Below are 24,482 nucleotides of genomic sequence, written 5' to 3' on the forward strand. Positions count from 1 at the left end.
CGGCCCAATGGGCGCGGCGGGACGGAAAAACCGGGCGTGTTGCCCGGTACGTCATCGACGTCGCTTTTACAACGTCGTGTCGCGTTCGACGTTCCCGCGCGGCCGCGAGCCGGGCGCCTGATCGCGCCGGATCTCTTCCAGCATGCGTTCGAGCAGCGCGATGTCGAACGGCTTCGACAGCACGCGCACGTCGACGTTGCGCGCGCGCTCCAGTTCCTCCGCGTAACCGGTCACGAGGATCACCGGCAGCTTAGGCTTCATCTGCTGCACCGCTTCCGCGAGATCGATCCCGTTCATCGTCCCCGGCATGTGGATATCGGAGATCACGAGGTCGAACGGCGGCGGCGAGCCTTCCGCGATCTCGCCGATCTCGTCGTGCGCACCGGTCGCCCGCGTCGCGTCGATCCGCTGCAACGCGCCCGCCGCGTCGCTTACGCAGGTCACCTGATGGCCCATCATCTGCAATAGCGCCTCGGTCCCGGCGGCTACTTCGTCGTTGTCCTCGACCAGCAGCACGCGAAGCCCGTGCTGCGGCCGCACGACGTCGGGCCGCGGCGGCGCGGGCCGCTCCGCGACCGGCGCGGCGAGCGCGCGCGGCAGATACAGATGCACCGATGTCCCCGCGCCGATCGCGCTGTCGATCGCCGCGAGCCCGCCCGAGCGTTCGCAGAATGCGAACACCTGCGGCAGCCCGAGCCCGGTGCCCATGCCCTTCGGCTTCGTCGTATAAAGCGGCTCGAACGCGCGGGCGAGCACGTCCGGCGCCATGCCGACGCCGGTGTCCTCCAGCGACAACTGCACGAAATCGCCGTCGAGCGGGAAACCCTCGCCGGGCCGGAAGCCGATGTTGCGCGCGCGGACCGTGAAGCGGCCGCCGTTCGGCATTGCGTCGCGCGCGTTGACGGCGAGGTTGATCAGCGCCAGTTCGAGTTCCGCGACGTCGACGAGGATCGGCCACACGTCGTCGTTCACGTCGATCACGAGCGACACCTTCGCGCCGAGCGACGCGCGCAGCAGTTCGCGGCAGGCGGGCAGCCAGCGTCCGACGTGGATCGTCTCGTTGCGCAGCGGCTGCTTGCGCGCGACGCCGAGCAGCTGGCGCGTCAGCGACTGGCCGCTCTTCAGCGCGCGCTCCATCGCGGACAGTTCACGCTCGAAGCCCGCCGCGCCGCGCCGCCGCGCGATCTGTACGTTCGCCGAAACGATCATCAGCAGGTTGTTGAAGTCGTGCGCCACGCTGCCGACCAGGTTGCCGAGCGCCTCCATCTTGCGCGACTGCCGGTACGCGGACTCGATCGAGCGGCGCATCGATGCTTCCGCCTGCCAGCGCTCCCACGCCTCCTCCTCGGCCGCGAGGCGGCGTAGTGACAGCCAGATCACCGCCCACAGCGCGATCGACGGCGTGAACATCGACAGCAGCAGCACCGTCAGGTGCCGGTACCACGCGGCCCAGATCGCGGAGGTGCGGTAGCCGCACGACACGTACACCGGATACGACCCGACCCGGCGGTAGGCAAGGATCAGGTTGTCGTCGGCGACCGGCGAGTGGATGCGGACCACGCCGGCTTCGCTGCCGCGCGCGAGCGCCAGGCCGAACGGCGACTTCGCGTCGATCGTGTCCGGGCTGCTGGCGCGCGTCGGGTAATACGCGAGGATCGCGCCGTCGCTGCGGATCAGCCCCATCGCCATCGGCGACGCCGCGCCGAGCAGATCGCGGTAGAACGAACTGAAATAACCGGGCCGCAGCGCGACCGACACGATGCCGGCGAACGCGCCTTGTTCGTCGCGGCGCGCGACGCCCATGTTGAACACGGTTTCGCCGCTGACCTTGCCGTACATTACGCGTGACACGTGATCGATCACGCGGCCGTCGCGGATGCCGACGAAGTCGTCGCGCTGCGAGATCGAAACCGGCGGCACCAGCGCGAAGCGGCTGCTGGTGAGCAGGTCGCCGTCGCTGCCGAAGATCGACACCGACGCGATCTGCGGATAACCGCCGCCGATCGCGTCGAGCTTCGCGTGGATCTCCGCTTCGTTCGCGCGGATGCCCTCGTCGTCGAGGCCCTGCACGAGATCGACGATGCGCGCGTCGAGCGCCTCGTTCATGTCGAACACCTTCAGCGCATGCTCTTCCGCGACGCGCACGGTGCGCAGCGTCGCGTCGGTCGCATCGGCCTCGCGCGTGCTCAGGTCGCTGTACGCCATCGCGGCGACGTACACGCACGGCAGCACGATCGCGGCGACGAGCAGCGCGATCAGCGTCCGGCGCCGCACCGCGAAATCGTGGCCGGGCGCGGCGGGAAACGGCGCGTCGTCGCTGCGCGGCGGCTCGATCGGGCGGTCGGCGGGCGGGGCAGGCCGGTCAGGATTCATGGGCAAAAAAGAACGGGTAGGGCGCAAGCGCTTTCGCCATCATAAACGACCGCCGTGCATCGCCTGCGGCTGGCGGCACGGTCGTTCTGCATCGGCCAGCCGGTTTTGCCTGGGTGGCCTCAATTCCGCGAAAAAGCCGGAAGCGCAAACGTAAATAAGGGGACGATTATCGGCTTTCGTCCGACGAATGGAGGAATTATTTTTCGAAACCGTACCCGGTGAGTCGTTTTTATCCGGAATCCCAATTTCGGCGAGTTGCATTCCGCCAGCTTTGAATCGAGAATCTTCGCCACGCCAAAATCACGCGTCCGCCCACCGTCGGACGCCGTTGCCGCGCGGCTTCCGGGCCGCACGTGCAGCCGCACGGGTTCCACTACGGGGTGGACAACTGGACATGCAGGGCCTTGTCGTCGCGGTCGCCGGTCAATCGGCGCCTGCCGCGCGCACAGACCGGCGCGCTCGATGCGCCGGGGCCGGATTGCTGCATGCCGCTCGTCGTTCCCGCTCGTCTTATTACCCGCCCGGCTTCTGCGTCGCGCCGATGCCCGGCGCATGAAGAAAGTCCGCGCGAGGCCGTAAACCAGAACGGCGCTGCGCGTTTTCGTCTTACGACCGGTTCTGCTCGCTCATGCCTTTGCCCATTGTGATCGCCGACGATTCCCTGCTTGCCCGCAAGGTGCTGACGAAAGCGTTGCCGCCCGACTGGGACGTCGAGATTTCGTACGCGTCGAACGGCCGGGAGGCGCTCGAACTGTACCGCGCCGGCCGCGCGGCGGTTCTGTTTCTCGACCTCACGATGCCCGAGTTGACCGGTTTTCAGGTGCTCGAAACCATCCGGCGCGAAGACCTCAACGCGTTCGTGATCGTCGTGTCGGCCGATGTTCAGCCGCTCGCGCAGGAACGCGTGCGGGCGCTCGGCGCGGTTGCGTTCGTCGCGAAGCCCGTCACCCCCGAAGCGCTGCTGCCCATCCTGAAGGAGTACGGGTTGTATGCCTGATAGTGTCCTCTCGGAAATTCAGCGCGATGCGCTGCAGGAAATCGCCAACATGGGGATGGGCCAGGCGGCGACGCGGCTGTCGGGACTGCTGAACGCGTTCATCGAACTGTCGGTGCCGCGCGTGCGCGTCGTCCGGGTCGACGAAGCGGCCGACACGCTGCGCGAAATGACCGGCATCGACGACATGGTGACCGCGGTGCGCCAGGGCTTTCGCTCGGAGATCAAGGGCGAGGCGCTGGTGATCTGCCGCAGCACCGAGATCGCGGATCTCGGCGTGCTGCTGCAGGACTCCTATGCGCAGCCGGTCGACGGCAACGACGACATGATCGAGGTCGAGGAACTGGTGTTCGACGTCGCGAACCTGATCACCGGCGCATGCGTGTCGTCGATCCTCGAACACCTCGGCCGCATGCCGGTGTTTTCGCCGCCGGACCTGCTCGGCGACAGGATTCCGCTCGACGACGTGTTCCGCACCGACACGCTCGTATGGGACATGGCGCTCCTCATCGAGGTCAATTTCACGCTGGAGGACGAGCGGTTCCGCGCGCATCTGGTGATGCTGATGGACGAGGAGTCGATCCGCAACGTGAGCCGCGCGCTCGATACGCTTCTGCACGACATATGACTCTCGACGCCGCACTGCCTTCGTTGTCCGATCTCGTCGTCGAACGGGTCGGTTTCGGCATTTTCGTCGTGGATCGCTCGCTGAACGTGCTGATGTGGAACCGGTTCATGGCGGACCACAGCGGGCTCGGACCGGAGCAGGTGATCGGCCGTCCGCTGTTCGAGCCGTTCCCGGACCTGCCGCAGGCGTGGCTCGCGCGCAAGGTCGAAAGCGTGTTCCGGCTCGGCAGCTTTGCGTTCAGCTCGTGGCAGCAGCGGCCGTACCTGTTCCGTTTCGACCACGACCGGCCGATCACCGGCGGCGTGGACTACATGCAGCAGGACTGCACGTTCATGCCGCTGATGCGCGAGCGCGAAGTGGTCGCGGTCTGCGTGACCGTGTCCGACGTCACGCATCTGAGCATCATGCAGCGCGAGCGCGAGGAGGCCGTCGCGAAGCTGCAGGAATACGCGGACCGCGACGGGCTGACCGGCATCGCGAACCGGCGCTTTTTCGAGGCGCGGCTGCACGAGGAATTCTCGCGCTGGCAGCGCCATGGCGGCGAACTGTCGGTGCTGCTGTTCGATCTCGACCACTTCAAGAAGATCAACGACCAGTTCGGCCACGTGGCCGGCGACGCGGTGCTGCGCGTGATGGCGCAGCGCGTCGAGGGCGTCGTGCGCAAGGAGGACACGTTCGGGCGCTTCGGCGGCGAGGAGTTCGCGCTGCTGCTGCCGGCGACGCCGCTCGACGACGCGATCCTCGTCGCGGAGAAGATTCGCCATACGATCGGCGATGCGCCGGTCGAGGTGCACGGCGTGACCGTCCCGGTGACCGCGAGCGTCGGCGCGGCCACCGCCCGGGCCGGCGTGAGCGGCTGTGACGCGTTGATCCACGAAGCTGACGCCGCGCTCTACAGCGCGAAGCGCCAGGGGCGCAACCGCTCGGTCGCGATCGCCTGAGCCGCCGCCGCTCCGGGCTCGACCGGCGTTCGACTGCGACTGCGGGCAAAGGTTGGTATACTTTTGCCCGTTTTCGGTCTTGGGGACGGGACGTTCCCGAAGCCGATGCCCCGCGCGTGTCCGCGCGCGCGGGCGACCCGCGCGACGCGGGCCCGAATATCTGAACGCCCGGAGCGGGTGCCCCCAGCGGAGATCGTCTTGGCCGTTTCCAACCTCGTCGTGGACGATACACAACAAACCGACGCAGCCGCCGTGACGTCCGGCAGCTCGTTCTATCTGGCGATGCGGATCCTGCCCGCGGCGCAGCGCGACGCGATGTACCAGGTTTACGCGTTCTGCCGCGCGGTCGACGACATCGCGGACAGCGACCGCCCGCGCGCCGAACGCGCGGCGGCGCTCGACGCATGGCGCGCGGACATCGACGCGTGTTACGCCGGGACGCCGCCCGCGTCGCTCGCCGCGCTGACGCGCCATATCCACACGTTCCAGCTGCAGCGCGACGACTTCCACGCGATGATCGACGGGATGGCGATGGACGCCGCCGCCGACATCTGCGCGCCGGACGAGGCGACGCTCGACCTCTATTGCGACCGCGTCGCGAGCGCGGCGGGCCGTCTGTCGGTGAGGATTTTCGGGATGGAGGACGAGCCGGGGCGCGCGCTGTCGCACCATCTGGGCCGCGCGCTGCAACTGACGAACATCCTGCGCGACATCGACGAGGACGCGGACATCCACCGCTGCTACCTGCCGCGCGAACTGCTCGCGCGCGAGGGCATCGCGATCGGCGACCCGCACGGGATCGCCGCCGATCCGTCGCTGCCGCGCGTGTGCGCGACGCTCGTCGAACGCGCGAAACGCCATTTCGCCGAGTCGGACGCGATTATGGACGCGTCGCCGCGCGCGCAGGTGAAGGCGCCGCGGATCATGTCGGGCGTCTACCGGTGTCTGCTGGAGCGCACGGTCGAGCGCGGCTTCGACCTGCCGCGCACCAAGGTTCGCAAGCCGAAGGCGCGTCTGATGTGGATCGTCGCGCGGTACGCGCTGTTTTGATGCCACGGCTCGTCCACGTGGTGGGCGCCGGCCTCGCCGGCCTCGCAGCGGCGGTCCAGCTTCAGCGGCGCGGCGTCCAGGTGACGCTGCACGAAGCCGCGGGCCACGCGGGCGGCCGCTGCCGTTCCTACTACGACCGGACGCTCGGCGCGACCGTCGATAGCGGCAACCACGTGGTGATGTCGGGCAGCCATGCGACGCTCGACTACGTGCGCACGATCGGCGCCGCCGACGAACTGGCCGGCCCCGAGCGGGCGGAGTACGCGTTCGTCGATCTCGCGGTGCGCGCGCGCTGGACGCTGCGCGTGTCGAACGGCCGCCTGCCGCTGTGGGCGTTCGATCCGAACGCCCGGGTGCCGGGCACGCGCGCGGCCGATTATCTGTCGCTGCTGCCGCTGTGGTTCGCGAAACCGGGCCGCACGCTCGCGCAGACGATGCGCTGCGAAGGCGTGCTGTGGAACCGCCTGTGGCGGCCGTTTTTGCTCGCCGCGCTGAATGTCGAGCCGCGCGACGCGAGCGCGGAACTGGCCGCCGCGTTCGTGCGCGAAACCTTCGTGGCCGGCGGCGAGGCGTGCCGGCCGCTCGTCGCGCGCAACGGCGTCGGCAGCGCGTTCGTCGATCCGGCGCTGCGGATGCTGCAGCACGGCGGCGCGGCGATCCGGCTCAACGCGCCGCTGAAGTCCATCGCGTTCGACGGCGCGTCGTCGCGCGTGGCCGCGCTGCATTTCGACGACGGCCCGGTCGCGCTCGGCGCCAACGAGGCGGTCGTGCTCGCGGTGCCGCCGGACGCGGCGCGCGCGCTGGTGCCGGACGTAGAGACGCCGCGCCGCGCGAGCGCGATCGTCAACGTGCATTTCGCGGCCGAACCGCCGACCGGTCTCGGGCCGCTGACGATGCTCGTGAACGGCACCGCCGGCCGCCTGTTCGGCCTGGACGGGCGGCTGTCGGCGACGATCGGCGGCGCGGACGCGCTCGCGGACCTGCCGCCCGACGAACTGGCGCGGCGCGTGTGGGCCGACGTCGCCGGCGCCACGTCGCTGCCGGCCGACCCGATGCCGACGTGGCAGGTCGCGACCGAACGGCAGGCGACCTTCGCCGCGCTGCCCGACGAGGAACTGCGCCGGCCCGCAACCCGCACGCGCTGGAACAATCTGATGCTCGCAGGCGACTGGACGGCTACCGGTCTGCCGGCGACGATCGAGGGTGCGATCCGCTCCGGCCGCAAGGCCGCGGATCGGCTCCTCACCGTACCACTGGAACGCCGATGAACGATTTATCCCACCCCCTGTCGTCCGACGCGTCTGAACGCGCGACGGACCTGATCGAAGGAGTCGCCGCCGCGGATATCGCGCCGATCGTTGTCGAAGCCGATGCACCGGCTGCACTGGCCGCGCCGACCGCGCCCGCCGATCCGCTCGAAGCGTCGGTTGCGCGCGCGACCGACGCGCTGCTCGCCGCGCAGAAGCCGGACGGCCACTGGGTGTACGAACTGGAAGCCGACGCGACGATTCCGGCCGAATACGTGCTGCTCGTCCACTACCTCGGCGAGACCGCGAACCTCGAACTGGAGCGCAAGATCGCGCGCTACCTGCGGCGCATCCAGCTGCCGGACGGCGGCTGGCCGCTGTTTACCGACGGCGCGATGGACGTCAGCGCGAGCGTGAAGGCGTATTTCGCGCTGAAGATGATTGGCGACGCCGACGACGCGGCGCACATGGTCCGCGCGCGCAGCGCGATTCTCGCGGCGGGCGGCGCGGAAGCGTCGAACGTGTTCACGCGGATCCTGCTCGCGCTGTTCGGCGTCGTGTCGTGGTACGCGGTGCCGATGATGCCGGTCGAGATCACGCTGCTGCCGAAGTGGTTTCCGTTCCACCTGTCGAAGGTGTCGTACTGGGCGCGCACGGTGATCGTGCCGCTGCTGGTGCTGAACGCGAAGCGGCCGGTCGCGCGCAATCCGCGCGGCGTGCGCATCGACGAGCTGTTCCGCTGCGCGCCTGTGACGGTCGGGCTGTCGCCGCGCGCGCCGCACCAGAGCAAGGGCTGGTTCTCATTCTTCCGCGCGGTGGACGGCGTGCTGCGCGTCACCGACCCGCTGTTCCCGACCTACCTGCGCCAGCGCGCGATCGACGCGGCGGTCGCGTTCGTCGACGAGCGGCTGAACGGAGAAGACGGCCTCGGCGCGATTTTCCCGGCGATGGCGAACGCGGTGATGATGTACGACGTGCTCGGCTACCCGGCCGACCACCCGCATCGCGCGATCGCGCGCCAGTCGGTCGAGAAGCTGCTGGTCGTCCACGACGACGAAGCGTACTGCCAGCCGTGCCTGTCGCCGGTGTGGGATACGTCGCTCGCCGCGCACGCGCTGCTCGAAACCGGCGATCCGCGCGCCGAGGCGGCCGTGCGGCGCGGTCTCGACTGGCTGCGCCCGCTGCAGATCCTCGACGTGCGCGGCGACTGGATCTCGCGCCGGCCGGACGTGCGGCCCGGCGGCTGGGCGTTCCAGTACGCGAACCCGCACTATCCGGACGTCGACGACACGGCGGTCGTCGCGATGGCGATGCAGCGCGTGGACACGCTGGACAAGTCGTCCGCCTACGAAGAATCGATCGCGCGCGCGCGCGAATGGGTCGTCGGGATGCAGAGCAGCGACGGCGGCTGGGGCGCGTTCGAGCCGGAAAACACCCAGTACTACCTGAACAACATCCCGTTCTCCGACCACGGCGCGCTGCTCGATCCGCCGACCGCCGACGTGTCGGGCCGCTGCCTGTCGATGCTCGCGCAGATCGGCGAACTGCCGGCCGCGAGCGAGCCGGCCCGCCGCGCGTACGACTATCTGCTGAAGGAGCAGGAAGCGGACGGCAGCTGGTACGGCCGCTGGGGGATGAACTACATCTACGGCACGTGGACCGCGCTGTGCGCGCTGAACGCGGGCGGCCTGCCGCACGACGATCCGCGGATGAAGCGCGCGGTGCAGTGGCTCGTCGCGATCCAGAACGAGGACGGCGGCTGGGGCGAGGACGGCACGAGCTACAAGCTCGACTATCGCGGTTATGAGCCGGCGGCGAGCACCGCATCGCAGACCGCATGGGCGCTGCTTGGGCTGATGGCGGCGGGCGCGGTCAACCATCCGGCGGTCGCGCGCGGCATCGCGTGGCTGCAGGCGACGCAGCGCGACCATGGCCTGTGGGACGAGGAGCGTTTCACCGCGACGGGCTTCCCGCGCGTGTTCTATCTGCGCTACCACGGGTATCGCAAGTTCTTCCCGCTGTGGGCGCTCGCCCGCTACCGCAATCTGAAGCGCGACGGCTCGACTCGCGTGACGGTCGGGATGTGACGGTGGATAGTTTCCCCATGCGCCCGGAGCGTCGGGCGCGGCCGGTGGTCGTGGTCGCCGGAATGGCGTTCGAGGCGAAGATCGCGCGCGGCGAAGGCGTCGAGACGGTGTTCGCCGCGCGCGCCGACCTGCTCGAACGCGCGCTGACGGCCGCGCTCGCGCGCGGCGCGTCGGGGGTGATCAGCTTCGGCACCGCGGGCGGCCTCGCGCCGGACCTGCCGCCCGGCACGCTGGTGATTGCCGATGCGATCGACGGGCCGTTCGGCCGCGTCGCGACCGATTCCGCGTGGACCGGGCGTCTGGCCGGCGCGCTGGGCGCGTCGCCGCTCGCCGCGAAGATGCGGCGCGGCGTCGAGGCGACCGTCGCCGCCCCGGTGACCGGCGCGGCCGCGAAGGACGCGTTGTTCCGCTCGACCGGCGGCGCGCTCGCGGTGGATATGGAATCGCACGTCGCGGCGGCCGCCGCCGCCGCGCACGGCGTGCCGTTCGCGGTGTGTCGCGCGATCGTCGATCCGGCGTGGCGCAGCTTGCCGTCCGCCGCGACCGCCGGGTTGCGCGACGACGGCCGGACCGCGATCCTGCCGGTGCTGCGCGAACTCGCGTGCCAACCGGCGCAGCTCGGCGCGCTATTGCAGGTGGCCGCCGACGCGCGCGCGGCGCGCGCGACGCTCATCGAAGCGCGCCGCGTGCTGGGCCGCGCGGGCGTTCTGTAGCCGCAACATACCGTGCCGCTAGTGCATTTTTGCCTCTCTTGCTTTGATCGGGGTTAACCCTATATCCGTATGGTATGATTTTAGGTGTTAACCTTGGTTTCGACTGAGGCCGGGGTGGAATCACTTCAGAACGGATGCCAGAGATGAACTTTCACACGCGGAAATGGGTGAAGCCCGAAGACCTGAATCCTAACGGCACGCTGTTCGGCGGCAGCCTGCTGCGCTGGATCGACGAAGAAGCGGCGATCTACGCGATCTGCCAGCTGGACAACCAGCGCGTCGTGACGAAGTTCATGTCGGAAATCAATTTCGTCAGTTCGGCGCGCCAGGGCGACATCATCGAACTCGGGATGACGGCGACGCACTTCGGCCGCACGTCGATCACGCTGCGCTGCGAAGTGCGCAACAAGATCACGCGCAAGAAGATCCTGACCGTCGAGCGGATGGTGTTCGTGAACCTCGACGAAGCGGGCAACCCGGCGCCGCACGGCCGCGAACAGATCCGCTATGCGGACGAGGCGTACGAGCGTTATCGGCAGACCGTCACCGGCGTCGCGGAACCGGCCGCCGAGCGCGAAGCGGCCCACTGACGTTTGACGTCGCGCTGGCGCGACGGCGAATCAAAAAACCCCGGCAGGCGGATATCGCCTGCCGGGGTTTTTTACGCGCCGGGGCGGTCGGGTTGCCGCCCGTTGCGCGAGGTCAGGGCGCAGTGGTCGGCGCGGACGCGGGAGCCGGCGCTTGCGCCGCGCCGCTGCCCGACGATTGCGCCGGCGCCTTGGCCGCCGGGGCCGAAGCCGCCGACGGCGCGGACGCTGCGCCAGGCGCCGCTGGCTCGGAAGCGCCCGCAGGCGCCGCCGCCGGTTCCGACGCAGGCGCGGCGGAGCCCCCGGCCGGCACAGCGCCGGCTGTCCCCGCCGCGGCGGCCGCACCCGCACCGGCTTCCGCCCCGGCCGCGCCGCCGGCCGCATTTGCGCCGTTCGCGCCGCTCGTACCATTCGCCGCGCCGTCCGTCCCGCTGTCGCCTCCGTCGCCCGGATCGCCGTAATCGGGCAGCGGCGTCGAAGCGCCCGACCCGCCGCGCAACAGCGCCTCGCGCTGCTGCCGGTACGCGTCGCGCACGAACGAATATTTGTCGAGCGCCGCCTGTTGCAGCAGGTCCGTCGCGCCGAGCATGTCCGCACGCGCGCTGACGAACTGCGTCACGTACAGCGGATTGCGCACCGGCGGGTCGATGTAGTTCAGTACGTTGAACTTCACGTCCACGCCCATGCCGATCCCGTCGCGCACCGAACTCGGGCCGAACAGCGGCAGCACGAGGTACGGCCCGGCCGGAATTCCGTAGCGCCCGAGCGTCAGCCCGAAGTCCTCGTGGTGCTTCGGCAGCCCGGCCTCGGTCGCGAAGTCGAGCAGGCCGCCGAGGCCGAACGTCGTGTTCATCACGATCCGCATCAGGCTCTCGGCGGCTTCGGTGGCCTTCAGTTGCAGCACGCTGTTCGCGAAGTTGCTGACGTCGCCGAGGTTCGAGAAGAAGTTCGTGATCGCCTGGCGCAGCGGCTCCGGCGTGACTTTCTGGTAGCCCTTCGCGACCGGCTGCGCGATCGTGCGGTCCACCGTGTCGTTGACCTTGAAGATCACGCGGTTCATCGGTTCCAGCGGGTCGCCCGGCTTGCGGTCGGGACCCGTCGCGCAACCGGCCGTCAACAGGGTCAGGCAGGCTGCCGCGGTGGCCATCGCGGCCTTATGGTTCTTCATTGGTCGATCCCTTGCGTTTGCGGGCGCGCGCGTTTCGCGCGCGGCGTGCCCATCAGCACCGGCTGGAACACCACGGCGCCGATCAGTGTGCAGAGCAGTGACAGCGCGAGCAGCTTGCCCATGCTCGACGTGCCCGGATGGTGCGACAGCCACAGGCTGCCGAACGCCGTCGCCGTCGTCGCGGCGCTGAACAGCACCGCGTGCGTGAGGCTCGAATGCAGCAGGCCGGTCTGGCCCGAGCGCCATGCCATCACGAAATAAATCTTGAACGCGACGCCGACGCCGAGCATCAGCGGCAGCGCGATGATGTTCGCGAAGTTCAGCTGGATGCCCAGCACGACCGTCAGTTCCAGCGTCACCAGCGCGGACACCAGCAGCGGAATCAGCGTGCGCAGCACGTCGCCGAAGTGGCGCAGCGTGATCCACAGCAGCACGGTGATCAGCAGCACCGCCCAGACGGCCGCCTGCAGGAACGCCTTGATGATCGTATCCGCCGAATGCAGGATCGAGATCGGCCCGCCGATCGCGCCCGGCTCCGCCGCCTTCACCGCGTGCGCGAAGCGCGCGAGCAGCGTGTCGTCGCCCGGATCCACGCCCGGCGGCACGCGCGGCGAGATATCGACGAGCGCCTTGCCGTCCGGCGCGACCCAGTCGCGGACCATCGCCGGCGGCAGCGTCTCGCGGGTGATCCCGGCCGGCTGCAACAGCCGCTCCAGCTGGCCCAGCGCGAGCCGCAGCGTCGTGCCGAACGCCTGCTCCGCGCGGTCGCGGGTCGCCGCGTCCGCGTTCGCGAGCTTCGTCAGCGATGCCGACAGATGCTTCGCTTCAGCCGCGCCCGGCCCCGGATGATCGTCGGCCGCGAGCGACAACTGGCTCGCCGCGCGCTTCAACGTGGCGACGCGCACCTCGTCGGTCGCCGCCGGCGCCGGCTGCTGTTGCAGCACCGGCAGCAATTGCTGCGCCGCGCTCGCGATCAGCATCATCTTCTGCTGCTGGTCGGCGGGGATCAGCGTCGAGAGCGTCGTCGTGCGGCCGACCTCGGGCAGCTTCGCGAGGCGCGCGGCGATCCGGTCCGCCTCTTCGAGCGATGGCGCGAGCACGCTGACGTCGTTGATCGAGATGACCGGCGAGTTCTTCAGCGCGATCAACGTCGCCATCGACTCGGTATGCGGGTCTTTCAGATGCAGCGGATTGAAGTCGAAGCGCAGGTGCAGCAGCAGCGGCGACGCGCCGATCACGACGATCAGCGTGCCGATCAGCACCGGCTTGCGGTGCGTCGCGAGATACGCGTCGACCGGCGCGAGGAACGCGAAGCCCGGCGCGGCCGGCTCGCCGCGCGGCTTGAACACGCTGATCAGCGCCGGCAGCAGCGTCATGTTCGCGAAGTACGCGACGAACATCCCGACGCCGGCGATCTTGCCGAGTTCGGACACGCCGCGGTACGCGGTCGGCAGGAACGAAAAGAAGCTTTCGGCGACGGCGACGGCGGCGAGCGTCAGCGGCACCCCGATCAGCCGCGCCGTTTTCAGCAGCGCGGCGTCGAGCCGGTCGTCCTGGTGCCGCTCCTCGCGATACTTGACGCCGAACTGCACGCCGAAATCGACGCCGAGCCCGACGAACAGCACCATGAACGCGACCGACAGCATGTTCAGCGCGCCGACCATCATCAGGCCGAGCGCGGACGTGATCACGAGGCCGACGACGAGCGTGATCAGTACCGCGCCGATCAGCTTGCCGGAGCGCAGCGCGAGCCACAGGATCACGAGCACGACGAGCACCGTCAGCGCGCCGTTCAGCGCGGCGCCGTCTTCGACGGACGCGAATTCCTCGTCCGCAAGCGGCTGCTCGCCGGTCAGGCGCACGCGCGCGCCGAACTCGCGATCGAGATGCAGCGACGCCGCCGTCGCGCGGATCGCGGCGCTCGCGTTCGCGCCGGCGCGCAGCGCGCCGTAGTTGACGACCGGCTGCACGGTGACGAACGAGAACGCCGGATGGGTCGCGACGTCCTTGTCGACCAGCGCGCGCCACGAGAACGCGGCCGGCTGGCCGGCGAGCACGCGGTCCACGACGTCCGCCGACGAGCCGAGCAGATGCGCCATGTCCGGCAGCTTCACCTGGCCGATCTGCAGCGGCAGCAGCAGCGTCGTCGTCAGCGTGCCGGCGAGGCCGGTCAGGCTCGGGTCTTTCGCGAGCTGGTTCACGAGCGGGCGCGCCTGCACCAGCTGGCCGGTCGTCGACAGCACGGTCGCGACCGGCGGGAACAGCAGCCCGTTATGCTCGAAGAACGGCCCGCCGGCCGGCTGCGAGACCGCGCCGAACTCGCTCGAATCCTGCTTCAGCGCGTCCGCGAGCCGGTTCGCGGCGGCGTCCGCCAGTTCCGGCGCATCGGCTTCGACGACGACGAGCAGCGACTGGCCGCGCTGCGGGAACGCGTCGTCGATCGCCGTGCTGAGCGCGGACCACCGGGCGTCGTTCTCGACCAGTCCGCTCACGTCCGTGTTGATCTTGAAATGTTTCGCGACGTACAGGCCGCTCAGCGCGGCGAGCACGAGGGCGAGTGCGATGACCCACGCCGCGCGGCGCACCGACCAGGCGACGAGGTGAACGATGAATGGCTTCAGCATACAGGCGAGGGGGCCCTGTCAAAGACGGCGTTTTTGGCACGAAGCGCACAAGTATACCGGCCCCGGGTCCGCGAGCGCGGCTTGCGTACGCGAGGCCGATCCGGCAAAGCCGGTATACTGGCCTGCCGGATCGTTCGGCCTGCCGTCGTTCCGGTGTCGAAACCATCTGCTCCGATCAGCGTATGAAACGTTATTTGACAGCTTTTCTCGCGGCCGCCTGCGTGTCGGGCGCCGCTTTCGCGCAAAGCTCGCCGGACGCCGTCGTCCGCGCCGCGGTCGAAGGCACCGTGACCGCGATGAAGGCCGACCCGCAGGCGCGCGGCGGCGACATGGCGAAAATCACCAGTGTCGTCGAAACGCACTTCGTGCCGTCCACGGACTTCCAGCGCACGACGCGCATCGCGATCGGCAAGGCGTGGGCGACCGCGACGCCGGAGCAGCAGCAACAGTTGTACCAGCAGTTCCAGCAACTACTGGTGAGAACCTACGCGGCGTCGCTGTCGCAACTGCGCGACCAGCAGGTGACGTTCAAATTCCTGCCGTCGAACACGGCGGCGAACGCGAAGGACGCGGTCGTGCAGTCCCACGTCATCAGCAACGGCGGCGACGACGCGATCGACTACCGGCTCACGCGCGCCGCGTCGGGCTGGAAAATCTACGACATCAACATGATGGGCGCGTGGCTGATCCAGGTGTATCAGACGCAGTTCGCCGACCAGATCGCGAAGGGCGGCATCGACGGGCTGATCAAGTACCTGATCGACCACAACACGCGCGGCGCCGGCTGAACGCCGCGCTGTCGTTCGAGGGGCGGCCGCGCCGCCCTCATCCCTTCCTGCGGTTCTCCACCGCGAACTTGATCAGCTCCGCCTGACCCTCGATGTCGAGCTTGCGCTTCAGGTTCAGCCGGTGCGTCTCGACCGTGCGCACCGACAGCCCGTTGCGCTGCGCGATCTGCTTGCTCGACAACCCTTCCGCAAGCGCATCGAGGATGTCGCGCTCGCGCGGCGTCAGGCGCTCGATCGGCGTCTGCATCGCGGACGCCTGGATCATCCGCGCGCCGAGCCCCGCGCTGAAGAATGTCTGCCCCGCGAGCACCGCCTCGATCGCGCGGATGATCTCGGTCGCCGGCGAGTCCTTCAGCACGTAGCCGCTCGCACCCGCGCGCACCGCCTGCGTCACGTACTCGACGTTGTCGTGCATCGACAGCATCAGCACGCGGATCGCCGGAAAGCGTTCGTGGAACACGCCCGCGAGCGCGATGCCGTTCATCCCCTGCATGCCGATGTCCATCAGCACGAGGTCCGGCTCGATCGATTCCGCGAGCGCGAGCGCCTCGTCCGCGTTGCCCGCCTCGCCGGCGACCTTCAGGCCCGGGACCGCTTCGAGCCGTGCGCGCAGGCCGTCGCGCACCAGCGGATGATCGTCCACCAGCACGATGCGCGCCGGTTTTGCGAAGTCGTTCATGTTGCTCCTTTCCCCGTGGAGAGCGGCACCCACGCGGTGACGATCGTATGCCCCGGCTGCGAGCCGAGCGCCAGCGTGCCGCCGAATTTTTCGAGGCGCTCGCGCATGTTGCGCAGCCCCATCCCCGTGCGGGGGTCGGCCTGGGTTTCCTCGACGTCGAAGCCGCGGCCGTTGTCCGCGATCGTCAGCGTCGCGCCGCGCGACGACACTTCGAGCGTCAGCGCCGCGCGCGCCGCCTCGGCGTGCCGCACGATGTTCGTCAGCGCCTCCTGCGCGATCCGGAACAGCATCGTGTTCACCGCGTCCGGCAGCGGCGCCGCGTGCGTGTGCGCGATCTGCGTGAAACCGATCTCGATGCCGGCTTCCTCGCTCAGTTCGCGCGTCAACTGTTCGAGCGCGGCGGCGAGGCCGAGGTCGTCGAGCATCGCCGGGCGCAGCGCGTGCGAGATGCGGCGCACCTCGCGCAGCGTGTCGCCGAGCCGCGCGAGGCCGGTCGCGAGCGAGGTTTCCGCCGCGGGCACGCGCGTGCCGCTGCGTTCGATCTGCGCGAGCGCCGATTCGAGCAGCAGCTTCACCGACACCAGCATCTGGCTGATCCCGTCGTGCAGTTCGCGCGACAGCCGCGCGCGCTCGTTCTCCTGCGACTCGACGACCTGCTGCGCGAGCCGCTTCAGCTTTGCGTCGGTACTCCGGTATTCGCTGACGTTCAGCACCAGCGCGCCGAGCGCGATCACGCCGACGCCCGTGAGCGCGATCACGCCGAGCCATTGCAGCGTGCTTTCGATGTTCGCGGACGCGCGCTGGTCGATCCGCGCGAGCGTCGAATCGACGTCGTCCAGATAGATGCCGGTGCCGACCATCCAGCCCCAGCGTTCGAGCGGCACGACGTAACCGAGCTTCGGCGCGAGCCAGCCAGTGGACGGCCGCCGCCACGTGTAGCGCACGTAGCCGCCGCCGTGCGACGCGGCCGCGATCAGTTGCTGGATCGTCAGCGCGCCGGCCGGGTCGCGCAGGTCCCACAGGTTGCGGCCGACGAGATCCGGCTCGCGCGGGTGCATCAGCGAGCGGCCGTGCATGTCGTACACGAAGAAATAACCGTCGGGGCCGAAGTCCATTTTCTGCAGCACCGCGAGCGCCTGCTGCCGCAGCGCGTCGACGTCCGCGCCCGGTGCGCGCGACGCGTCGTACAACGGCGCGATCGCACTGGTTGCGAGGTCCACATAATGGCGAAGCTCGATTTCCTTGCTTGACAGGTACGCCGCCTGCATCGTCGAGTGTTGCGTCGCCGCAAGCGCGGTGGCCTGCTGCCGCACGCCGATTCCGATGCCGGCGATGGCCGCGAGGAACGGCACGACCGCGAGCAGAAAGATCTTCGTCTTGAGATTCATCGTAGAAGCGCGGCACTCTACGTAGTAGTACGTAGAGCGGTTACGTAATTGTCCGCTTGTCGCTAACTGGGCGAAAGCGAATACTACACGCCCACAGCATGGCGCACCTTCGCCATGCGCCGCGCCGCGTTACGCTACGATGCAACACACCGGCGGCGCGCGGGGCCCGGTCCCATGCCGGGCATTCAGATAATCACAAACAGGAGACGCCATGAATCGGACTTCCAGTTTCGTCGTCTGGACGCTTGTCGCGCTGCTTGGCGCGTTCGCGTTCGGCACCATCGCGCTCGCGCAAGGCGAGCGGGTCAGCGCGTTATGGATCGTGATCTGCGCGATCTGCGTATACCTGATCGCCTACCGCTTCTATAGCCGCTTCATCGCCAGCAAGGTGCTGCAACTCGACGGCCTGCGGATGACGCCGGCCGTGCGCTACAACGACGGCCTCGACTACGTGCCGACGAATCGCATCGTGCTGTTCGGTCACCACTTCGCGGCGATCGCGGGCGCGGGTCCGCTGGTCGGTCCGGTGCTCGCCGCGCAGATGGGTTATCTGCCCGGCATGCTGTGGATTCTCGCGGGCGTCGTGTTCGCGGGCGCGGTGCAGGACTTCGTCGTGCTGTTCATCTCGACGCGCCGTGACGGCCGCTCGCTCGGCGACCTCGTGAAGATGGAACTCGGGCCGATCCCCGGCGTGATCGCGCTGTTCGGCACGTTCCTGATCATGATCATCATCCTCGCGGTGCTCGCGCTGATCGTCGTGAAGGCGCTGACGAATTCGCCGTGGGGCACGTTCACCGTCGCCGCGACGATTCCGATCGCGCTGTTCATGGGCGTCTATCTGCGCTTCATCCGCCCGGGCAGGATCGGCGAAGTGTCGATCATCGGCTTCGTGCTGCTGATGGCGTCGATCGCGTTCGGCCAGACCGTGCACGATTCGCCGGAACTCGCCGCGTGGTTCACGTTCACCGGCACGCAACTGACGTGGATCCTGATCGGCTACGGCTTCGTCGCATCGGTGCTGCCGGTGTGGCTGCTGCTCGCGCCGCGCGATTACCTGTCCACGTTCCTGAAGATCGGCACGATCGTCGCGCTCGCGGTCGGCATCCTGATCGTCGCGCCGGAACTGAAGATGCCGGCGCTGACGAAGTTCGTCGACGGCTCCGGTCCGGTGTGGTCGGGCAACCTGTTCCCGTTCCTGTTCATCACGATCGCGTGCGGTTCGGTGTCGGGCTTCCACGCGCTGATCTCGTCGGGCACGACGCCGAAGCTGCTCGACAACGAAACCAACGCGCGCTTCATCGGCTACGGCGGCATGCTGATGGAGTCGTTCGTCGCGATCATGGCGCTCGTCGCCGCGTCGGTGATCGAGCCGGGCGTGTACTTCGCGATGAACGCGCCGCTCGCGGTGCTCGGCACGACGCCGGACGCCGTTGCGCACACGGTCGGCCAGTGGGGCTTCGTGCTGACGCCCGACATGCTCACGCAGACCGCGCAGGCGGTCGGCGAAACGACGATCGTGTCGCGCGCCGGCGGCGCGCCGACGCTGGCGGTCGGCATGGCGCAGATCCTGCACCAGGTGATCGGCGGCCAGGCGATGATGGCGTTCTGGTATCACTTCGCGATCCTGTTCGAGGCGCTGTTCATCCTGACCGCGGTCGATGCGGGCACGCGCGCGGGCCGCTTCATGCTGCAGGATCTGCTCGGCACGTTCCATCCGTCGCTCAAGCGCACCGAATCGCTGCCGGCCAACCTGATCGCGACCGGCCTGTGCGTCGCCGCGTGGGGCTACTTCCTGTATCAGGGCGTCGTCGATCCGCTCGGCGGCATCAATACGCTGTGGCCGCTGTTCGGCATCTCGAACCAGATGCTCGCGGGCATCGCGCTGATGCTCGGCACCGTCGTGCTGTTCAAGATGAAGCGCGAACGCTACGCGTGGGTGACCGCCGCGCCGACGCTGTGGCTGCTCATCTGCACGCTGACCGCCGGCTCGCAGAAGATCTTCTCGGCCGACCCGAAGGTGAGTTTCGTCGCGCACGCGTCGAAGCTGTCGGCGGCGCTCGCGGACGGCAAGATCGTCGCGCCGGCGAAGTCGGTCGAGCAGATGCAGCAGATGATCTTCAACGACTACGTCGATGCGGGGCTGTCCGCGCTGTTCATCTTCGTGGTCGTCGCGGTCGTCGTGTACGGGCTGATCGCGATCGTTCGCGCGCGCCGCATCGATCGTCCGACCGTGAAGGAAGCGCCGTACGAGCCGATGCCGGTCGGCGGCGTCGTCTCGCGCGCGGGCGCCGCGCATTGATAAAGGAGCGCACGATGTTCACCGGACTGCGTGACAACGTTCAGACCGCCGGCCGTTACCTTGGCCAGGCGATGCGGCTGATGGTCGGCCTGCCGGACTACGACGGTTACGTCGCGCACCTGCGCGCGACGCATCCGGACCGGCCCGTGATGACGTACGAGGAGTTCTTCCGCGAGCGTCAGAACGCGCGGTACGGGTCCGGCGCGGGCAAGTGCTGCTGATGGCGGGCCTGAAACCGTCCGCCTGAATCGGAATTGGGCGGACGAAGGAAAAGAAAAGCGCGACGGTCGACAGGCCGTTGCGCTTTTTTCATGCGGCCCGTAGCGGCGCGTAACCGGAACGGAAAAGAGAAAGGGCGCAACGGAACGAACCGTTGCGCCCTTTCCGGTGCGCGAAGCATGCGCCGCCTGCGAGGCGGCGCGGCGGACTCAATGCGCGGCGACCGTCGCCGGCTTCTTCGTCTGCGCGGCGACCTTGATCTCCTCGAGCTTGATCTCGACGTGGCGCGAGAACACGTACTCGGCGGGCCGCTGGCCTTCGAGCGGGATGTCCTTCGCGAACGCGCCTTTGGTCCGCGGGCCGGTCAGCGACACCTTTAGCGCCTTCAGCGGGTGCGCGACCGTGTCCATCACGGCGGTCGCCTCGAAGCCGCAGTGGACCATGCAGTCCGCGCACTTCTCGTAGTTGCCGGTGCCGTACTTGTCCCAGTCGGTGGTTTCCATCAGCTCCTTGAAGGTCTTCACGTAACCTTCGCCGACCAGGTAACACGGCTTCTGCCAGCCGAACACCGTGCGCGCCGGGTTGCCCCACGGCGTGCATTCGTAGGTCTGGTTGCCCGCGAGGAAGTCGAGGAACAGGCTCGACTGGCTGAACGACCAGTTCTTGCCGTTGTTGCCGCGCTTGAAGATTTCGCGGAACAGCTTCTTCGTCTTGTCGCGGTTCAGGAAGTGCTGCTGGTCCGGCGCGCGTTCGTACGCGTAGCCCGGCGACACCGTGATGCCGTCGACGCCGATCGGGCCGAGCGTGTCGAAGAACTTCGCGACGCGCTCCGGCACCGCGTCGTTGAACAGCGTGCAGTTGATGTTCACGCGGAAGCCGCGGCGCTTCGCTTCCTTGATCGCCGCGACGGCCTTGTCGTACGTGCCTTCCTGCGACACCGAATGGTCGTGCGCCTCGCGGTCGCCGTCCAGGTGGACCGACCAGACGAAATACGGGCTCGGCTCGTAGTCGTCCATCTTCTTTTCCATCAGCAGCGCGTTCGTGCACAGGTACACGAACTTCTTGCGCGCCATGATGCCCTTCACGATCTGCGGCATTTCCTTGTGCAGCAGCGGTTCGCCGCCGGCGATCGAGACGACCGGCGCGCCGCATTCGTCGACGGCTTCGAGGCATTCGGCGAGCGACAGGCGCTGGTTCAGGATCGGATCCGGATAATCGATCTTGCCGCAGCCATTGCAGGCGAGATTGCAGCGGAACAGCGGTTCGAGCATCAGCGCGAGCGGGTAGCGCTTGTTGCCGCCGAAATGCTGGCGGGCGATATACGCGCCAACGCGGACTTTCTGTAGCAGCGGAATAGACAAGGTGTCCTCCTTAAACTTCGCGGGCAACGAGCGGCTGCAGCAGCTTCGTCGGCAGCTTGAACTCGACTTTTTCTTCGCGGCCTTCCATCGTCGACACTTCGACCGGACCCAGCGCGCGCAGTGCGTCGATGACGTTTTCGACCATTTCTTCGGGCGCCGACGCGCCGGCGGTGATGCCGACCGTCTGCGCGTTGGCGAACCATTCGACCTTCACTTCGGACCCGTCCGCGACGAGGTAGCTCGGCACGCCCGTTTCGCTGCCGATTTCGCGCAGCCGGTTCGAATTCGAGCTGTTCGTCGCGCCGACCACCAGCAGCACGTCCACCTGCGTGGACAGATCGCGCACCGCCGCCTGGCGGTTCTGCGTCGCGTAGCAGATGTCGCGCGTGTCGGGGCCGACGATGTCGGTGAAGCGCGCGAGCAGCGCATCGATGATGCCACGGGTGTCGTCGACCGACAGCGTCGTCTGCGTGACGTACGCGAGCGGCGCGTCGAGCGGCAGATCGAGCGTCGCGACCTCGGCTTCGCTCTGCACGAGCAGCACGGTGCCGGGAATCTGGCCGATCGTGCCTTCGACTTCCGGGTGGCCGGCGTGGCCGATCAGGATCAGCGTGCGGCCCGCCGCGACGTACTGGCGACCCTGCACGTGAACCTTCGTGACGAGCGGGCAGGTGGCGTCGAGCACGTCGAGGCTGCGTTCGTCGGCGGCGCGCTCGACGGTCTTTGCGACGCCGTGCGCGCTGAAAATGGCGACTGCGCCTGCCGGCACTTCATCCAGCTCTTCCACGAAACGGGCGCCCTTGTTGCGCAGATTTTCGACCACGTGACGGTTGTGGACAATTTCATGGCGCACGTAGACCGGCGCGCCGTGTTTCTGCAATGCGCGATCGACGATTTCGATTGCGCGAACAACCCCCGCACAAAAGCCGCGGGGCTGGGCAAGGATGACTCGCATAGGATGGCGAACTCCGACTGACGCGGGTTTCGAAGAAGCCGGTAAATGTGACTTTATCGCCGCGACCATCAATATTAAAGAGGTGCATATTGCCGGTTTGGGACCGGCGCACCAGGACAAAACGCGCATTTTAACCTTATCGCCGTCCGTTTGCTGGACCACGCACCGACTGCGGCGTCCACGCGACGGCCGGCCGGAAGGGCCTCCTGCCGTGACGCAATGCACCACGGCGCGCGAACCCTTTAGAATACCCATCCCGTCGGCCATCAGCGGCCAGCCGGGTAAAAACCACTCCTGTAACCCCGTTGATGGAAGCCGACCACTACGAAAATTTCCCGGTCGCGGGCGTTTTGCTGCCGAAGGCGCTGCGCGCCCCGGTTGGCGTGATCTATCACGTCGTCCGCACCGCCGCCGAGATCGCAGACGAAGGCGACTGGAGTCCGCCCGAGCGCCACGCGCGGCTCGCGGATTTCCGCGCGGGCCTCGACGCGGTCGCGCGCGGCCGCGCCGCGCCGGTGCATCCGACGCTGTTCGCAAAACTCGCGGACGCGGTGCGGCGCCACGGGCTGCCGCTGGAACCGTTCTACGAGCTGGTGTCGGCGTTCGAGCAGGACGTCGACACCATGCGCTATGCGGACCGGCCGTCGCTGCTCGACTATTGCAGCCGGTCCGCGAATCCGGTCGGGGAGCTGATGCTGCGCCTGATCGGCGCCGCGACGCCGGAAAATCTGGCCGATTCCGATTCGATCTGCACCGGCCTGCAACTGGTCAGCCTGCTGCGGGACATTCCGACCGACTGGCAGCGCGGCCGCGTGTACCTGCCGCTCGCGGAGCGGCGGCGCTTCGGCGTGTCCGAGGCGCACATCGCGGCCGGCATTGTCGACGACGCGTGGCGCGCGCTGATGCGCCACGAAATCGCGCACGCGCGTGCGCTGATCGTGCGCGGCGCGCCGCTCGCGCTGCGCGTGCCGGGCCGTTTCGGGCTGGAGCTGTGCAGCGTCGTGCACGGCGCGCTGCGGGTGCTGGACCGCATCGAGCACGCCGACTACGACGTTTTCTACAACCGCCCGGCGCTGCACGCAGCCGACTGGGCGATCATTCTGTTGCGCACGGCGGCGATGTGGCTGTCGCGGCGCGTCGGCGCGCGTCTGCCGTCGATCGAGGGTAATGCATGATCACGACCATCCTGTTTGCGCTGTCCTGTCTGTCCCTCTTGATCTGGTGCGTGCTGCTGTTCGCGCGCGGCGGCTTCTGGCGCGCCCGCCCGGCCGAGCCGGTCGCGGCCGTCGCGCCGGAAGGCGGCTGGCCGGCGGCCGTCGCCGTGGTGCCGGCGCGCAACGAGGCCGACGCGATCGGCGAGGCGGTCGCGTCGCTGCTGACGCAGGACTACGCGGGCGATTTCCACGTGATCGTGATCGACGACCACAGCACCGACGGCACCGCCGATGCGGCGCGCGCGGCCGCGCTGCGGCTGCAATGCCCGGAAAAGCTGACGGTCGTGACGGCGAAGCCGCTGCCACCGGGCTGGTCCGGCAAGGTGTGGGCGCAGTCGCAGGGGATCGACGCGGTGCGCACGCTCGGGCTGCCGGCCGACTACCTGCTGCTGACCGACGCGGACATCGGCCATCCGGCCGACGCGCTCACGCAACTCGTCGCGCGCGCCATCGCGGAAGGCCGCGACCTCGTCTCGCTGATGGTGCGGCTGCGCTGCGACTCGTTGTGGGAAAAGGCGCTGATTCCGGCGTTCGTGTTCTTCTTCGCGAAGCTGTACCCGTTCTCGTGGGTCAACAACCCGCGCAACCGGACCGCCGCGGCGGCCGGCGGCTGCATGCTGGTGCGCCGGACGGCGCTCGAAGAGGCGGGCGGCATCGAGTCGATCCGTGCGGAACTGATCGACGATTGCAGCCTCGCCGCGCGCATCAAGCATCGCGGCAGCGGCCGGCATCCGATCCGGCTCGACGTCGCCGCGCGCAGCGTGTCGCTGCGTCCGTACGATAGCTGGAAGGACATCTGGAACATGATCGCGCGCACCGCGTTCACGCAGCTGCACTATTCGGCGTGGCAACTGGCCGGCACGCTCGCGGGAATGGCGATCATCTATCTGGCGCCCCCCGTTGTCGCGCTCGTGCTCGGGCCGAAGGGCTGGCCCGCGTGGCTTGCATGGGCCGCGATGTGCTGCGCGTATGCGCCGATGCTCGGCTATTACCGGCGCTCGCCGCTGTGGGCGCCGTTCCTGCCGCTCGTCGCGCTGTTCTACGTCGGCGCGACGTTCGCGTCCGCGTGGCGCTTCTGGCGCGGCAAGGGCGGGCAGTGGAAGGCGCGCGTGCAGGCGCCGGTGCAGGGGCGCTGACCGCCGCGCCGTGCGTGCTATCGGGAGCCGC

Annotated in this window: 20 protein-coding genes; 13 read left to right on the top strand and 7 right to left on the bottom strand. The window is 68.5% G+C overall.

Features of this window, described 5'->3' with window-relative positions:
* Window positions 1–66: 66 nt before the first annotated feature.
* Entirely contained in the window at window positions 67–2,373 is a 2,307-nt protein-coding gene (locus BLV92_RS21720; RefSeq protein WP_090548654.1) for a hybrid sensor histidine kinase/response regulator, read from the bottom strand.
* A 628-nt stretch (window positions 2,374–3,001) separates the two neighbouring features.
* Here BLV92_RS21720 and BLV92_RS21725 point away from each other — a divergent pair.
* The 8 genes from BLV92_RS21725 (at window position 3,002) to BLV92_RS21760 (ending at window position 10,623) form a co-directional block, all read left to right on the top strand.
* Window positions 3,002–3,370: a response regulator gene (locus BLV92_RS21725; protein WP_090548657.1), complete on the top strand. Its 369-nt coding sequence runs from the start codon at window positions 3,002–3,004 to the stop codon at window positions 3,368–3,370.
* Window positions 3,363–3,995 (top strand): chemotaxis protein CheC, encoded by a 633-nt coding sequence (locus BLV92_RS21730; RefSeq protein ID WP_090548658.1) that lies wholly within the window; start codon window positions 3,363–3,365, stop codon window positions 3,993–3,995. The genes BLV92_RS21725 and BLV92_RS21730 overlap by 8 nt, the downstream gene beginning before the upstream one ends.
* Window positions 3,992–4,936 (top strand): GGDEF domain-containing protein, encoded by a 945-nt coding sequence (locus tag BLV92_RS21735; RefSeq protein ID WP_090548661.1) that lies wholly within the window; start codon window positions 3,992–3,994, stop codon window positions 4,934–4,936. The genes BLV92_RS21730 and BLV92_RS21735 overlap by 4 nt, the downstream gene beginning before the upstream one ends.
* 198 nt (window positions 4,937–5,134) lie before the next feature.
* The gene (hpnD, locus tag BLV92_RS21740) at window positions 5,135–5,986 is read left to right on the top strand and encodes a presqualene diphosphate synthase HpnD (RefSeq protein WP_090548663.1); all 852 of its coding nucleotides are present in this window, start codon (window positions 5,135–5,137) and stop codon (window positions 5,984–5,986) included.
* A complete protein-coding gene (gene hpnE / locus BLV92_RS21745) occupies window positions 5,986–7,254 on the top strand; it encodes a hydroxysqualene dehydroxylase HpnE (RefSeq protein ID WP_090548666.1) in 1,269 nt (422 codons plus the stop codon). Before hpnD ends, hpnE begins: the two co-directional genes overlap by 1 nt.
* A complete protein-coding gene (gene shc / locus BLV92_RS21750; RefSeq protein WP_090548669.1) occupies window positions 7,251–9,320 on the top strand; it encodes a squalene--hopene cyclase in 2,070 nt (689 codons plus the stop codon). Before hpnE ends, shc begins: the two co-directional genes overlap by 4 nt.
* Before the next feature lie 17 nt (window positions 9,321–9,337).
* Complete coding sequence (locus BLV92_RS21755; protein ID WP_090548671.1) at window positions 9,338–10,033, top strand: phosphorylase; 696 nt, start codon at window positions 9,338–9,340, stop codon at window positions 10,031–10,033.
* Window positions 10,034–10,176: 143 nt separating this feature from the next.
* Entirely contained in the window at window positions 10,177–10,623 is a 447-nt protein-coding gene (locus BLV92_RS21760; RefSeq protein ID WP_090548673.1) for an acyl-CoA thioesterase, read from the top strand.
* Between the two features lie 112 nt (window positions 10,624–10,735).
* Here BLV92_RS21760 and BLV92_RS21765 read toward each other — a convergent pair whose 3' ends face one another.
* Together BLV92_RS21765 and hpnN are read right to left on the bottom strand one after the other, a co-directional pair.
* A complete protein-coding gene (locus BLV92_RS21765) occupies window positions 10,736–11,788 on the bottom strand; it encodes an MlaA family lipoprotein (RefSeq protein WP_090548675.1) in 1,053 nt (350 codons plus the stop codon).
* Entirely contained in the window at window positions 11,785–14,412 is a 2,628-nt protein-coding gene (hpnN, locus tag BLV92_RS21770) for a hopanoid transporter HpnN (protein ID WP_090548678.1), read from the bottom strand. The genes BLV92_RS21765 and hpnN overlap by 4 nt, the downstream gene beginning before the upstream one ends.
* A gap of 182 nt (window positions 14,413–14,594) precedes the next feature.
* On the opposite strand from hpnN, the gene BLV92_RS21775 reads away from it, so the two are divergent.
* Entirely contained in the window at window positions 14,595–15,200 is a 606-nt protein-coding gene (locus tag BLV92_RS21775; protein ID WP_090548679.1) for an MlaC/ttg2D family ABC transporter substrate-binding protein, read from the top strand.
* A gap of 37 nt (window positions 15,201–15,237) precedes the next feature.
* On the opposite strand, the gene BLV92_RS21780 is transcribed toward BLV92_RS21775, so the two are convergent.
* Together BLV92_RS21780 and BLV92_RS21785 are read right to left on the bottom strand one after the other, a co-directional pair.
* Entirely contained in the window at window positions 15,238–15,879 is a 642-nt protein-coding gene (locus BLV92_RS21780) for a response regulator (RefSeq protein WP_090548682.1), read from the bottom strand.
* Window positions 15,876–17,267, bottom strand: a complete 1,392-nt coding sequence (locus tag BLV92_RS21785) for a cache domain-containing protein (protein WP_090548685.1) — start codon at window positions 17,265–17,267, stop codon at window positions 15,876–15,878. The genes BLV92_RS21780 and BLV92_RS21785 overlap by 4 nt, the downstream gene beginning before the upstream one ends.
* A 211-nt stretch (window positions 17,268–17,478) precedes the next feature.
* Here BLV92_RS21785 and BLV92_RS21790 point away from each other — a divergent pair, with 211 nt between their 5' ends.
* On the top strand, window positions 17,479–19,566 hold the full coding sequence (locus BLV92_RS21790; protein ID WP_090548687.1) for a carbon starvation CstA family protein: 2,088 nt from the start codon (window positions 17,479–17,481) through the stop codon (window positions 19,564–19,566).
* Between the two features lie 14 nt (window positions 19,567–19,580).
* Window positions 19,581–19,787 (top strand): YbdD/YjiX family protein, encoded by a 207-nt coding sequence (locus tag BLV92_RS21795; protein ID WP_090548690.1) that lies wholly within the window; start codon window positions 19,581–19,583, stop codon window positions 19,785–19,787.
* A 207-nt stretch (window positions 19,788–19,994) separates the two neighbouring features.
* Here BLV92_RS21795 and hpnH read toward each other — a convergent pair whose 3' ends face one another.
* Window positions 19,995–21,146 carry an adenosyl-hopene transferase HpnH gene (gene hpnH, locus BLV92_RS21800; RefSeq protein ID WP_090548692.1) on the bottom strand — a complete coding sequence of 384 codons (1,152 nt, stop codon included), beginning with the start codon at window positions 21,144–21,146 and terminating at the stop codon, window positions 19,995–19,997.
* 10 nt (window positions 21,147–21,156) lie between these two features.
* On the bottom strand, window positions 21,157–22,101 hold the full coding sequence (ispH, locus tag BLV92_RS21805; protein WP_090548695.1) for a 4-hydroxy-3-methylbut-2-enyl diphosphate reductase: 945 nt from the start codon (window positions 22,099–22,101) through the stop codon (window positions 21,157–21,159).
* Window positions 22,102–22,409: 308 nt separating this feature from the next.
* Between ispH and hpnC the strand changes: the two genes are divergently transcribed.
* On the top strand, window positions 22,410–23,276 hold the full coding sequence (gene hpnC / locus BLV92_RS21810) for a squalene synthase HpnC (RefSeq protein WP_090548697.1): 867 nt from the start codon (window positions 22,410–22,412) through the stop codon (window positions 23,274–23,276).
* Window positions 23,273–24,451 carry a glycosyltransferase gene (locus tag BLV92_RS21815; protein WP_090548700.1) on the top strand — a complete coding sequence of 393 codons (1,179 nt, stop codon included), beginning with the start codon at window positions 23,273–23,275 and terminating at the stop codon, window positions 24,449–24,451. The genes hpnC and BLV92_RS21815 overlap by 4 nt, the downstream gene beginning before the upstream one ends.
* Window positions 24,452–24,482: the final 31 nt, after the last annotated feature.

The sequence above is a fragment of the Paraburkholderia caballeronis genome (assembly GCF_900104845.1).
Taxonomy (GTDB): domain Bacteria; phylum Pseudomonadota; class Gammaproteobacteria; order Burkholderiales; family Burkholderiaceae; genus Paraburkholderia; species Paraburkholderia caballeronis.

Bases quoted from the DNA above. Each gene is read 5' to 3' on its own strand.
- BLV92_RS21720 (WP_090548654.1), bottom strand. From the start codon at position 2,373: ATGAATCCTGACCGGCCTGCCCCGCCCGCCGACCGCCCGATCGAGCCG.
- BLV92_RS21725 (WP_090548657.1), top strand. From the start codon at position 3,002: ATGCCTTTGCCCATTGTGATCGCCGACGATTCCCTGCTTGCCCGCAAG.
- BLV92_RS21730 (WP_090548658.1), top strand. From the start codon at position 3,363: ATGCCTGATAGTGTCCTCTCGGAAATTCAGCGCGATGCGCTGCAGGAA.
- BLV92_RS21735 (WP_090548661.1), top strand. From the start codon at position 3,992: ATGACTCTCGACGCCGCACTGCCTTCGTTGTCCGATCTCGTCGTCGAA.
- hpnE (WP_090548666.1), top strand. From the start codon at position 5,986: ATGCCACGGCTCGTCCACGTGGTGGGCGCCGGCCTCGCCGGCCTCGCA.
- shc (WP_090548669.1), top strand. From the start codon at position 7,251: ATGAACGATTTATCCCACCCCCTGTCGTCCGACGCGTCTGAACGCGCG.
- BLV92_RS21755 (WP_090548671.1), top strand. From the start codon at position 9,338: ATGCGCCCGGAGCGTCGGGCGCGGCCGGTGGTCGTGGTCGCCGGAATG.
- BLV92_RS21760 (WP_090548673.1), top strand. From the start codon at position 10,177: ATGAACTTTCACACGCGGAAATGGGTGAAGCCCGAAGACCTGAATCCT.
- BLV92_RS21765 (WP_090548675.1), bottom strand. From the start codon at position 11,788: ATGAAGAACCATAAGGCCGCGATGGCCACCGCGGCAGCCTGCCTGACC.
- hpnN (WP_090548678.1), bottom strand. From the start codon at position 14,412: ATGCTGAAGCCATTCATCGTTCACCTCGTCGCCTGGTCGGTGCGCCGC.
- BLV92_RS21775 (WP_090548679.1), top strand. From the start codon at position 14,595: ATGAAACGTTATTTGACAGCTTTTCTCGCGGCCGCCTGCGTGTCGGGC.
- BLV92_RS21780 (WP_090548682.1), bottom strand. From the start codon at position 15,879: ATGAACGACTTCGCAAAACCGGCGCGCATCGTGCTGGTGGACGATCAT.
- BLV92_RS21785 (WP_090548685.1), bottom strand. From the start codon at position 17,267: ATGAATCTCAAGACGAAGATCTTTCTGCTCGCGGTCGTGCCGTTCCTC.
- BLV92_RS21790 (WP_090548687.1), top strand. From the start codon at position 17,479: ATGAATCGGACTTCCAGTTTCGTCGTCTGGACGCTTGTCGCGCTGCTT.
- BLV92_RS21795 (WP_090548690.1), top strand. From the start codon at position 19,581: ATGTTCACCGGACTGCGTGACAACGTTCAGACCGCCGGCCGTTACCTT.
- ispH (WP_090548695.1), bottom strand. From the start codon at position 22,101: ATGCGAGTCATCCTTGCCCAGCCCCGCGGCTTTTGTGCGGGGGTTGTT.
- hpnC (WP_090548697.1), top strand. From the start codon at position 22,410: ATGGAAGCCGACCACTACGAAAATTTCCCGGTCGCGGGCGTTTTGCTG.
- BLV92_RS21815 (WP_090548700.1), top strand. From the start codon at position 23,273: ATGATCACGACCATCCTGTTTGCGCTGTCCTGTCTGTCCCTCTTGATC.